Source organism: Kitasatospora sp. NPDC004669 (genome assembly GCF_040609455.1).
In the GTDB taxonomy this organism is placed as follows: Bacteria; Actinomycetota; Actinomycetes; order Streptomycetales; family Streptomycetaceae; genus Kitasatospora.
In genome coordinates, this window is record NZ_JBEXKB010000088.1 from 17,135 (window position 1) to 29,508 (window position 12,374).

Sequence of the window (12,374 nt, forward strand, 5' to 3'; positions counted from 1 at the left end):
ACGCACCTCCCGGCGCATTGGACTCCTCGCATACGATGGCCCGTGCGGTGGGGTGGACCCGCCGTGCAGTCGTCCAGTGCCAATACAGGCAAGGAGCCCGCTCAAGTGTCCGTCTTCGACAAGATCCTGCGCGCCGGCGAGGGCAAGATCCTTCGCAAGCTGCAGCGGATTGCTGCCCAGGTCAACTCCATCGAAGAGGACTTCGTCAACCTCACCGACGCCGAGCTGCGCGCGCTGACCGACGAGTACAAGCAGCGGCTCGTCGACGGCGAGTCGCTGGACGACATCCTCCCCGAGGCGTTCGCCACCGTCCGCGAGGCCGCCAAGCGCGTGCTCGGCCAGCGGCACTACGACGTCCAGCTCATGGGCGGCGCGGCCCTGCACTACGGCTACGTCGCGGAGATGCGCACCGGTGAGGGCAAGACCCTCGTCGGCACCCTGCCCGCGTACCTGAACGCGCTGACCGGCAAGGGCGTTCACCTGATCACCGTCAACGACTACCTCGCCGAGCGTGACTCGGAGTGGATGGGCCGGGTGCACCGCTTCCTCGGCCTCGAAGTCGGCGTGATCCTGGGCAACATGACGCCCGTCGAGCGCAAGCGCCAGTACGCGATGGACATCACGTACGGCACGAACAACGAGTTCGGCTTCGACTACCTGCGCGACAACATGGCCTGGTCGAAGGACGAACTCGTCCAGCGTGGCCACAACTTCGCGGTCGTCGACGAGGTCGACTCGATCCTCATCGACGAGGCCCGTACCCCGCTGATCATCTCCGGCCCGGCCGACCAGGCGACCAAGTGGTACGCCGACTTCGCCAAGCTGGTGCTGCGTCTGAAGATCGACCGCGACTACGAGGTCGACGAGAAGAAGCGCACCGTCGGCGTCCTGGAGGAGGGCGTCACCCGGGTCGAGGACTACCTCGGCATCGACAACCTCTACGAGTCGGTGAACACCCCGCTCGTCGGCTTCCTGAACAACGCCATCAAGGCGAAGGAGCTGTACAAGAAGGACAAGGACTACGTCGTCATGAACGGCGAAGTCATGATCGTCGACGAGCACACCGGCCGTATCCTGGCCGGCCGCCGCTACAACGAGGGCATGCACCAGGCGATCGAGGCCAAGGAAGGGGTGGAGGTCCAGAACGAGAACCAGACCCTGGCCACCATCACCCTGCAGAACTTCTTCCGCCTGTACGACAAGCTGTCCGGCATGACCGGTACCGGCACCACCGAGGCGGCCGAGTTCCACCAGATCTACAAGCTCGGCGTGGTGCCGATCCCGACCAACAAGACGCCGCTGCGCATCGACCAGCCCGACCTGATCTACAAGTCGGAGCCGGCCAAGTTCGCCGCCGTGGTCGAGGACATCGCCGAGAAGCACGAGAAGGGCCAGCCGGTGCTGGTCGGCACCGTGTCGGTCGAGAAGTCCGAGTACCTGTCGCAGGAGCTGCGCAAGCGCGGCATCCCGCACGAGGTGCTGAACGCCAAGCACCACGAGCGCGAGGCGCAGATCGTCGCGCAGGCCGGCCGCAAGGGCGCCGTCACCGTCGCCACCAACATGGCCGGCCGTGGCACCGACATCATGCTCGGCGGCAACCCGGACCACCTCGCGGCGGCCGAGCTGGCCCAGCGCGGGCTCTCCGCGGGGGACAACCCGGAGGAGTACGAGGCCGAGTTCCCGGCCGCGCTGGAGAAGGCCAAGGCCTCGGTCAAGGCCGAGCAGGACGAGGTCAAGGAGGCCGGCGGCCTCTACGTCCTCGGCACCGAGCGGCACGAGTCCCGCCGGATCGACAACCAGCTGCGCGGCCGCTCCGGCCGTCAGGGCGACCCGGGCGAGTCCCGCTTCTACCTGTCGCTGGGCGACGACCTGATGCGCCTGTTCAAGGCCGGCATGGTCGAGCGCGTGCTCTCGATGGCCAACGTGCCCGAGGACGTGCCGATCGAGTCCAAGATGGTCACCCGCGCGATCGCCTCCGCGCAGACCCAGGTCGAGCAGCAGAACTTCGAGATCCGCAAGAACGTCCTCAAGTACGACGAGGTGCTCAACCGCCAGCGCGAGGTCATCTACGGCGAGCGCCGCCGCGTGCTGGAGGGCGAGGACCTGCAGGAGCAGGTCGGCCACTTCATGGACGACACCGTCGAGGCCTACGTCAAGGCGGCCACCGGCGAGGGCTTCGAGGACGACTGGGACCTCGACAAGCTCTGGTCCGCCCTCAAGCAGCTCTACCCGATCACCCTGGACCTGGAGGAGCTGGAGGAGGAGGCCGGCGGCAGCGGCGGGCTGACCTCCGAGTTCCTGACCAAGGTCATCCAGGAGGACATCCAGGCCCAGTACGGCGCCCGCGAGGACCAGCTCGGTGAGGAGATCATGCGCGAGCTGGAGCGCCGGGTCGTCCTGTCCGTTCTGGACCGCCGCTGGCGCGAGCACCTCTACGAGATGGACTACCTCCAGGAGGGCATCGGCCTGCGGGCCATGGCGCAGCGCGACCCGCTGGTCGAGTACCAGCGCGAGGGCTTCGACATGTTCACCGCGATGATGGAGGGCATCAAGGAGGAGTCCGTCGGCTACCTGTTCAACCTGGAGGTCCAGGTCGAGCAGCAGGTCGAGGAGGTCCCGGTCGAGGACGCCCAGGTGGTGCTCGACAAGCTGGAGAAGGACGCCGCCCGCCCGGAGATCAAGGCCAAGGGCCTGGAGGCCCCGAAGCCCCAGCGGCTGCACTACACGGCCCCCTCGGACGAGGTCGGCGGCGGTGTCATCGAGGGCGACTTCGAGGACCTGGCGCCGGAGGACGAGGGCGACGGGCTGACCCGCGCCGAGCGCCGCAAGGCCGCCAAGTCCGCCAAGGGCCGTCGCCGCAAGGGCTGAGCCCGACGTAGGACGCCGCACAGGGCGCCGCACCCGCACGGGGGCGGCGCCCTGTGCCGTCCCGTGCCGCCGAGTGGTCATCGGGCCTCCACGGCGGTGCACTGCCACTGCCCGGCCGGGCCGCGCTGCTCCAGCCGGAAGGCCACCATGTGGTGTCGCCGGCCGAGATCGACCCGGACGCAGGCCTCGACCGCGTCGGGTGAGGGCGATCGGTCGTGCACCGGGCCGAGCCGGGGCCGGTCGGCGGGGCCGCCGCGGCGCAGCGCACCGGCCCTGACCAGCGAGGCGAGCTGCCCGTAGCCGTCCAGGCTGGTGTGCCGCATCAGCTGGCCGGAGGGCCGGGCGCCGGTGAGCACCTCGACCAGCTGGTGGGCGAATCGGGCGGCGAGCGCCCGGGGGTCGTGCTCGTGGGGGACGGCGGTGCCGGTGCAGGCGACGCGCGGTCGGCGCGGCCGGCGCCCGGCCGGGTCGCAGCTGCCGGAGGCGCGGACACGGCGGTGCGGGCGGGCGGTGAGGTGGGCGGTCACGGTGGCTCCCGGTGCGGGTGGTGCGGGTACGGACGGGTCCAGGCTGGCGGCGCCGCGCGCGGCGCGGCAACGTGTTTCCGGGCCGCCCGGGGCCTGATGCGGAGTTCACCTATCCGGGGGAATCGACCAATGCGGCGACGGGCCCGGCGGGCCGTCCGCCGATGCCCCGGTTGACGCCCGGGGGCGGGCCGTACGGTCCGAAAGGGGACGCCCCGGTACGGCGGACCGGGTGGCCCCGCCCGGGTCTCCCGTCGCGTCGTACGGCCGTCCGTGCGCACCGACGGAGCCTTGACCCGTTCCCGACGACGACGGGCGGCCGGGATGGCGACGGCCGGAATCACGACACGGGCGGCGGGGCCTCCACGGCCACGGCCGAGGCACCCTGGCCGACCTGGCGGTGACGGGCCCGAACACGATGGACCCGGCCCGCCGGGGCGAGGTGTCGGAGAGCGGCCCGCGGACCGGCCGGGAGGCCCTGCGGGCCGCGCGCCGATCGGGGTGGAGGGTGATCACGGCGGGCCCGGCGGAGCTTATTCTTGGGGCGCTGCAGAATCTGTGCCGCTGGACGAACCCCGCTGGACGAACCGGAGAGTGCCACCGATGCGCGTGTACGTGCCCACCACCCTGACCGGCCTGGCGGCGGCGCACGAGGGCGGCGCCCTGGAGCAGTCCGCGGCGTACGCCGTGACCCCCGCGCTGCGCGAGTGGTACGTCAGCGACGACCTGGAGGAGCTGGAGTACGCGGCGCTGAACCGGGCCGCCCAGTCCTCGCTGCGGCTCCTGGCCGACGACCCGGACGCCCCGCGTCGCCGGGTCGTGGTGGCGCTGGACGTCGCCGACTCCGCCGTGAAGCCCTTCCCCGGCGACGAGTACCAGGACCAGGCCTCGCTGGGTCGGGTGGTGCTGGCCGGCCCGGTGAAGCTGGCCAAGGCCGCCTCGGTGCACGCGGACGTGGCCGACGACGAGGTGGTCGCGGACGTCACGGCGGCGGTGGCGGCGGTGGCCGCGGCCGACGCGGGCGACCAGGACTCCCAGTTCACCGTGGACGGTGCCGAGGACCACGACCTGCTCTGGTACGCGACCCAGGAGATCCCCTCGCTGCTGGCCTGAGTGACCGCGGTCCTACCTGTGTGTCGTCCGTCCGGGTTACCGTTTGCACCCGTGCGCACTCACATCGTTTGGGACTGGAACGGCACCCTCTTCCACGACATGGACGCGGTGCTCGGCGCGAGCAACGCCGCGTTCGCGACCATCGGCGTCGGGCCGATGACCATGCAGCAGTACCGCGAGCAGTACGAGATCCCGATCCCCAACTTCTACGAGCGGCTGCTCGGTCGTATGCCCTCCCGGGAGGAGTGGCTGAAGCTGGACGACGCCTTCCAGGACCGCTACCGCGAGCTCAGCCCGGCCTGCGGCCTGACCGACGGCGTGCTGGAGCTGCTGGAGGGCTGGCAGAGCGCCGGGCACAGCCAGTCCCTGCTGTCGATGTACATGCACGACAAGCTGGTCCCGCTGGTCGACTCCTTCGGTCTGACCGGCCGCTTCCTGCGGGTGGACGGCCGCAGCGGCCCGTCCGGCGGCCAGAAGGCGGAGCAGCTCACGAGGCACCTGGCCGCGCTCGGGGAGCAGGTGGACCCCGCCCGTACGGTCCTGATCGGCGACGCCGCGGACGACGCCCTGGCGGCGCTGAACGCGGGTGCCCACGCGGTGCTCTACACCGGCGGCTCGCACACCCGGGAGAAGCTGGAGCCGGTCGGTGTCCCGGTGGTGGACAGCCTGGCCGAGGCGGTCGAGCTGGCGGGCCGGATGGCGGGCTGAGCCGCCCTGACAGTGGCGGGCGCCACGTCCGCCGTCCGCGTGTCCGAACAGGCGGAACCCGGCCCCGCTGGTCAGGCTGGAGCCGGGCCTGTCTCTTGGATCCCCGCCGTGCCCGCGACGTGATCCGGCAGACCGGCCCTGATCCCCAGCCACCAGCAGGACGGAGCCGCCATGCCCATCGACGCAGTCACCGAGGTGCCGACCCCGGTCAACGAGCCGGTGCAGGCGTACGCGCCCGGCAGCCCGGAGCGGGAGCGGCTGGTCCGGCGGCTGGACGAGCTGGCGGCCGAGCAGATCCCGCTGCCGATGACCATCGGCGGGGAGCAGCGCCTCGGCGGCGGTGAGCGGATCGACGTCGTCCAGCCGCACCACCACGCCGCCAAGCTGGGCGTGCTCGGCAACGCCACCCGGGAGGACGCCCGGGCGGCGGTGGACGCGGCGCTGGCGGCCGGGCGGCAGTGGCGCTCGCTGTCCTTCGACGACCGGGCGGCGGTCTTCCTGCGCGCCGCCGACCTGCTGTCCGGGCCCTGGCGGGAGACGCTCAACGCGGCCACCATGCTCGGCCAGTCCAAGACCGTGCAGCAGGCCGAGATCGACTCCGCCTGCGAGCTGATCGACTTCTGGCGGTTCAACGTCCATTTCGCCCAGCAGATCCTGGCCGACCAGCCGATCTCCTCCCCGGGGGTGTGGAACCGGATCGACCACCGCCCGCTGGAGGGTTTCGTCTACGCGATCACCCCGTTCAACTTCACCGCGATCGCCGGGAACCTGCCCACCGCCCCCGCGCTGATGGGCAACACCGTGGTCTGGAAGCCCGCGCCGACCCAGGCGCTGGCCGCCCACTACCTGATGCGGCTGCTGGAGGCGGCCGGCCTGCCGCCCGGGGTGATCAACCTGGTCACCGGCGACGGCCTGCAGGTCTCCCCGGTGGCCCTCACCGACCCGGCGCTCGCCGGGCTGCACTTCACCGGCTCCACCGCGACCTTCCAGTCGCTGTGGCAGGCCGTCGGCGCGGGCATCGGCGGCTACCGTACCTACCCGAGGATCGTCGGCGAGACCGGCGGCAAGGACTTCCTGCTGGCCCACCCCTCGGCCGACCCGGAGATCCTGAAGACCGCCATGATCCGTGGCGCCTTCGAGTACCAGGGCCAGAAGTGCTCGGCGCTCTCCCGCGCCTACCTGCCGCGCAGCCTGTGGCTGAGGATCAAGGACGACTTCCTGGCCGAGGTGGACGCCCTCGCGGTGGGCGACGTCACCGACCTGTCCAACTTCATGGGCGCCCTGATCGACAAGCGTGCTTTCGAGAAGAACCGCATCGCGATCGAGCGGGCCAAGGCCGACCCGACCGTCGAGCTGGTGGCCGGCGGCCAGTACGACGACGCGATCGGCTGGTTCGTCCGCCCGACCGTCCTGGTCTCCTCCGACCACCGGGGCGAGATTTTCCGCACCGAGTACTTCGGCCCCATCCTGGCGGTCCACGTCTACGAGGACTCCCGCTGGGACGACGTGCTCCGCCGGGTCGACGCCGGCGCCCCGTACGGCCTGACCGGCGCGGTGATCGCGCAGGATCGTTACGCCATCGCCCAAGCCGTGGAGGAGTTGCGCTTCACCGCCGGGAACTTCTACATCAACGACAAACCCACCGGCGCCGTGGTCGGCCAGCAGCCCTTCGGCGGCTCCCGGGCCTCCGGAACCAACGACAAGGCGGGCGCCGCCCAGAACCTGCTGCGCTGGACCTCGGCCCGCGCGATCAAGGAGACCTTCGTCCCGCCGATCCACCACGGATACCCGCATATGGGCTGAGAGTGAACATGAGGTTCCGGTTTGGACATGGCGTCCATGACGGACCCGACATCCTGCGGGTTTGCGCCTCCCTGTCCCTGTGCACCTTCGATTGATCCGGTTAGGCTGGCTGGCGTCGTCGGGTGGCTTGCAGGACGAATGAGTCGTCCTACCCGCTGGGAGGGCATTTCATGCGTGCCATGAGCCCCTTCAGTTGGATGGTGCGGCAGGATTGCGGTGACCCGTCGGTGTACATCCACACACCACCGAGTCACGCAACGGCGCGCGACAGGAGCCAAGAAGTCATGCAGACCAAGCTGGACGCAGCCAAGGCCGAACTGCTCAAGAAGGCAGCCGCAGCCGCTGAGAACAGCCAGGTGGGGGGAGCGGCGCCCGGGGAGGGTCTGAGCAACGGCGCTCTGACCGCGTACCTGCACCACTACTACCTGCACACCGCGCCCGAGGACCTGGTCGACCGCGACCCGGTCGACGTGTACGGTGCGGCCGCCTCCCACTACCGCCTGGGCCTCAAGCGCCCCCAGGGCACCGCCGAGGTGCGGGTCCACACCCCCTCGGTCGAGGAGAACGGCTGGTCCTGCGGCCACACCGTGGTCGAGGTCGTCACCGACGACATGCCCTTCCTGGTGGACTCGGTCACCAACGAGCTGTCCCGCCAGGACCGCGCGATCCACATCGTCATCCACCCCCAGCTGGTCGTCCGCCGTGACATCACCGGCAAGCTGCTGGAGATCCTGGACGTCGACGCCTGCGCCCGCAGCCAGGCCGCCGGCACCGAGTGGCCCGCCGACGCGACCGTCGAGTCGTGGATGCACATCGAGATCGACCGCGAGACCGACCGCGACGACCTGCGCTCCATCGAGACCAACCTGCGCCGTGTGCTCGGCGACGTCCGCGAGGTCGTCGAGGACTGGGGCAAGATGCGCGAGAGCGCGCTGCGCCTGGCCGACGAGCTGGCCGAGGAGCCCCCGGCCGGCCTGGCCGAGCAGGAGGTCGGCGAGGCCTGGGAGCTGATGCGCTGGCTCGCCGACGACCACTTCACCTTCCTCGGCTACCGCGAGTACGACCTGGTCGAGCACGAGGGCGAGGAGGTCCTCAAGGCCGTCGCCGGGACCGGCCTCGGCATCCTGCGCTCCGACCCGCACAGCCACGACGACCGCCACCACTCGGTCTCCGAGGCCTTCGGCCGCCTCTCCGCGCCGGTGCGCGCCAAGGCCCACGAGAAGAAGCTCCTCGTCCTGACCAAGGCCAACAGCCGCGCCACCGTGCACCGCCCGGCCTACCTGGACTACGTCGGCGTCAAGAAGTTCAACGCCGCCGGCGAGCCGATCGGCGAGCGCCGCTTCCTCGGTCTGTTCTCCTCCGCCGCCTACACCGAGTCGGTCACCCGCATCCCGGTCGTGCGCCGCAAGGTCCAGGAGGTGCTGGACGGCTCCGGCTTCTCCAGCGAGAGCCACGACGGCCGCGACCTGCTGCAGATCATGGAGACCTTCCCGCGCGACGAGATCTTCCAGACCTCGGCCGCCGAGCTGCTCTCCATCGCCACCAGCGTGCTCTACCTGCAGGAGCGCCGTAAGCTGCGCCTCTTCCTGCGCCAGGACGAGTACGGACGCTACTTCTCCGCGTTCATCTACCTGCCGCGCGACCGCTACACCACGCGCATCCGGCTGCTGCTCACCGACATCCTCAAGGAGGAGCTGAACGGCGCCACCATCGACTACACGGTGTACGCCACCGAGTCGGTGCTGACCCGCCTGTACTTCGTGGTCCGGGTCGCCCCGGGCACCGAGCTCCCCCACCTCACCGACAGCGACATCGAGCGGATCGAGAACCGCCTGGCCGAGGCCGCCCGGTTCTGGATGGACGGCTTCCACGACCAGCTGCACCTCGAGCTGGGCGAGGAGAAGGCCGCCGAGCTCGGCCACAAGTACGCCAACGCCTTCCCCGACGGTTACCGCGCCGACTTCCCGCCGCGCACCGCCGTCTCCGACATCAAGCAGATCGAGTCGCTGCAAGGCGAGGGCGACTTCCGCCTGAACCTGTACCAGCCGGTCGGCGCGGGCGACGACGAGCGCCGCTTCAAGATCTACCGGGTCGGCGGCCCGATCTCGCTCACCGAGGTCCTGCCGGTGCTGCAGCGCCTGGGCGTCGAGGTGCTGGACGAGCACCCGTACGCGCTGCGTCGCTCCGACGGCACCACCGCGTGGGTGTACGACTTCGGCCTGAAGCTGCGCGAGGCCACCGGGCTCACCGACGAGGCCCGCGAGCGCTTCCAGGAGACCTTCGCGGCCACCTGGACCGGCAAGGCCGAGAACGACGGCTTCAACGAGCTGGTCCTGACCGCCGGGCTGAACTGGCGCCAGGCGGTGGTGCTGCGCGCGTACGCCAAGTACCTGCGCCAGGCGGGCTCCACGTTCTCCCAGGACTACATGGAGGACGCGCTCCGCAACAACACCCACACCACCCGCCTGCTGGTCAACCTGTTCGAGGCCCGGCTGAGCCCGAGCCACCGTTCGGGCGCCCTGGAGCTGACCGAGGCCGTCCTGGAGGAGCTGGCCGGCGCGCTCGACGAGGTCGTCTCGCTGGACGAGGACCGCATCCTGCGCTCCTTCCTGAACCTCATCAAGGCCACCCTGCGGACCAACTTCTTCCAGCACGACGGCTCCGGCGAGTGGCACTCCTACGTGTCGATGAAGTTCGACCCGAAGGCCATCCCGGACCTGCCGGCCCCGCGCCCGGCGTTCGAGATCTGGGTCTACTCGCCGCAGGTCGAGGGCGTGCACCTGCGCTTCGGCAAGGTCGCCCGCGGTGGTCTGCGCTGGTCCGACCGGCGCGAGGACTTCCGCACCGAGATCCTCGGCCTGGTCAAGGCCCAGATGGTCAAGAACACCGTCATCGTCCCGGTCGGCGCCAAGGGCGGCTTCGTCGCCAAGCAGCTGCCGGACCCGTCGGTGGACCGCGACGCCTGGCTGGCCGAGGGCATCTCGTCCTACAAGACCTTCATCTCGGCGCTGCTGGACATCACCGACAACCTGGTGGCCGGCGAGGTCGTCCACCCGGCCGACGTGGTCCGCCACGACGAGGACGACACCTACCTGGTCGTCGCCGCCGACAAGGGCACCGCGACCTTCTCCGACATCGCCAACGGCGTCGCGGAGTCGTACGGCTTCTGGCTCGGCGACGCCTTCGCCTCCGGCGGCTCGGCCGGCTACGACCACAAGGGCATGGGCATCACCGCCCGCGGCGCCTGGGAGTCGGTCAAGCGCAACTTCCGCGAGCTCGGCGTCGACACCCAGACCGAGGACTTCACCGTCATCGGCATCGGCGACATGTCCGGCGACGTCTTCGGCAACGGCATGCTGCTCAGCGAGCACATCCGGCTGGTCGCCGCCTTCGACCACCGCCACATCTTCCTCGACCCGAACCCGGACGCGGCCGCCTCGTACGCCGAGCGCCGCCGACTGTTCGACCTGCCCCGCAGCTCCTGGGACGACTACGACAAGTCGCTGATCTCGGCCGGCGGCGGGGTCTTCCCCCGCAGCGCCAAGTCGATCCAGGTCAGCGCGCACGTCCGGGCCGCCCTGGGCATCCAGGAGAGCCGCCTGACCCCGGCCGACCTGATGAAGGCGATCCTGCAGGCGCCGGTCGACCTGTTCTGGAACGGCGGCATCGGCACCTACGTCAAGGCCTCCACCGAGACCAACGCCGAGGTCGGCGACAAGGCCAACGACGCCATCCGCGTCAACGGCGAGCAGGTCCGGGCCCGGGTCATCGGCGAGGGCGGCAACCTCGGCTGCACCCAGCTCGGCCGCATCGAGTACGCGGCCTCCGGCGGCCCCGAGAGCACCGGCGGCTGGATCAACACCGACGCCATCGACAACTCGGCCGGTGTGGACACCTCGGACCACGAGGTCAACATCAAGATCCTGCTCAACCAGGTCGTCACCGAGGGCGACATGACGGTCAAGCAGCGCAACGTTCTGCTCGCCGAGATGACCGACGAGGTCGGCCACCTGGTGCTGCGCAACAACTACGCGCAGAACGTGGTGCTGGCCAACGCCGTCGCCCAGGCGCACAGCATGGTCAACGTCCACGCGCGGATGATCAACCGCTTCGAGGCGGCCGGCCAGCTCGACCGGGCGCTGGAGTTCCTGCCCGGCGAGCGCCAGATCCGCGAGCGCCAGCAGAACGGCCGCGGGCTCTCCCAGCCCGAGATGTCCGTGCTGCTCGCCTACACCAAGATCATCCTGGCCGACGAGCTGCTGGCCACCGACCTGCCCGACGACCCGTACTTCCGCACCGCGCTGCACGAGTACTTCCCGAGCGCGCTGCGGGCGAAGTTCGCCGACGCGATCGACAACCACGCGCTGCGCCGCGAGATCATCACCACGCTGATCGTCAACGACACGATCAACCGCGGTGGCTGCACCTTCGCCTTCCGCCTGAAGGAGGAGACCGGCGCGACCTACGAGGAGATCGCCCGGACGCACACCGCCGCGCGGGCCGTCTTCGGCCTGGAGGAGATCTGGGCCGAGATCGAGGGCCTGGACAACAAGGCACAGGCCCGGATCCAGACCAAGATGCGGCTGCACTCGCGCCGCCTGGTCGAGCGCGCCACCCGGTGGATGCTCAACAACCGCCGCCAGCCGCTCGACATCGCCGGCACCATCGAGTTCTTCCACGACCGGGTCAACCAGGTCTGGGGCTCGCTGCCCAAGCCGCTGCGCGGCGAGGACCTGACCTGGTTCGAGTCGATCTACAACGAGCTCGCCTCGGCCGGAGTGCCGGAGGAGCTGGCCACCCGGATCGCCGGCCTGTCCTCGGTCTTCCCGACCCTGGACATCACCGAGGTCGCGGACCGCTCGGGCAAGGACGTCGCCGACGTCGCCGAGCTGTACTACGACCTGGGCGACCGCCTGCAGATCTCGCACCTGCTCGACCGCATCATCGACCTGCCCCGCACCGACCGCTGGTCGTCGATGGCCCGGGCCGCGATCCGCGAGGACCTCTTCGCGGCGCACGCGGCGTTGACCGCCGACGTCCTGGCCTGCGGTCCCGAGGGCGCCACCCCCGAGGAGCGCTACAACGCCTGGGCGGACCTCAACTCCACCCTGCTCAACCGCGCCAAGAGCACCCTCGACGACATAAGGGGTTCGGACAACTACGAGCTGTCCAGCCTCTCGGTCGCGATGCGCGTCATCCGCACCCTGCTGCGCACCGGTTCGATGCGCTGACGGACGGCCGAACGGAAGGGCCCGCGTCCTCGCTTGGGTTCTAGGAGTCGTTGCAACACCCCAGCTCAAGGGGTGCGATGGACTTCGAGATCCGAGCGGACCGGAAGCCACAGGGGCGCAACAAGTT

The 12,374-nt window shown here is 70.3% G+C and carries 6 protein-coding genes; 5 read left to right on the forward strand and 1 reads right to left on the reverse strand.

All coding sequences use genetic code 11. The features are described 5' to 3' along the window. Window positions 1-105 precede the first annotated feature (105 nt). Window positions 106-2,868, forward strand: a complete 2,763-nt coding sequence (gene secA, locus ABZW30_RS40795; RefSeq protein ID WP_355676367.1) for a preprotein translocase subunit SecA — start codon at window positions 106-108, stop codon at window positions 2,866-2,868. A gap of 77 nt (window positions 2,869-2,945) precedes the next feature. On the opposite strand, the gene ABZW30_RS40800 is transcribed toward secA, so the two are convergent. Next, entirely contained in the window at window positions 2,946-3,395 is a 450-nt protein-coding gene (locus ABZW30_RS40800) for an Rv3235 family protein (RefSeq protein ID WP_355676368.1), read from the reverse strand. Between the two features lie 600 nt (window positions 3,396-3,995). Between ABZW30_RS40800 and ABZW30_RS40805 the strand changes: the two genes are divergently transcribed. The 4 genes from ABZW30_RS40805 to ABZW30_RS40820 all read left to right on the forward strand — a co-directional run bounded on the left by ABZW30_RS40805 (window position 3,996) and on the right by ABZW30_RS40820 (window position 12,247). Then, on the forward strand, window positions 3,996-4,505 hold the full coding sequence (locus ABZW30_RS40805) for a hypothetical protein (protein ID WP_355676369.1): 510 nt from the start codon (window positions 3,996-3,998) through the stop codon (window positions 4,503-4,505). Window positions 4,506-4,556: 51 nt separating this feature from the next. Next, window positions 4,557-5,213: an HAD hydrolase-like protein gene (locus tag ABZW30_RS40810; protein WP_355676370.1), complete on the forward strand. Its 657-nt coding sequence runs from the start codon at window positions 4,557-4,559 to the stop codon at window positions 5,211-5,213. A 177-nt stretch (window positions 5,214-5,390) separates the two neighbouring features. Then, a complete protein-coding gene (pruA, locus tag ABZW30_RS40815; protein ID WP_355676374.1) occupies window positions 5,391-7,016 on the forward strand; it encodes an L-glutamate gamma-semialdehyde dehydrogenase in 1,626 nt (541 codons plus the stop codon). A gap of 284 nt (window positions 7,017-7,300) precedes the next feature. Next, window positions 7,301-12,247: an NAD-glutamate dehydrogenase gene (locus ABZW30_RS40820; RefSeq protein ID WP_355676371.1), complete on the forward strand. Its 4,947-nt coding sequence runs from the start codon at window positions 7,301-7,303 to the stop codon at window positions 12,245-12,247. Window positions 12,248-12,374: the final 127 nt, after the last annotated feature.

Bases quoted from the DNA above. Each gene is read 5' to 3' on its own strand.
- ABZW30_RS40805 (WP_355676369.1), top strand. From the start codon at position 3,996: ATGCGCGTGTACGTGCCCACCACCCTGACCGGCCTGGCGGCGGCGCAC.
- ABZW30_RS40820 (WP_355676371.1), top strand. From the start codon at position 7,301: ATGCAGACCAAGCTGGACGCAGCCAAGGCCGAACTGCTCAAGAAGGCA.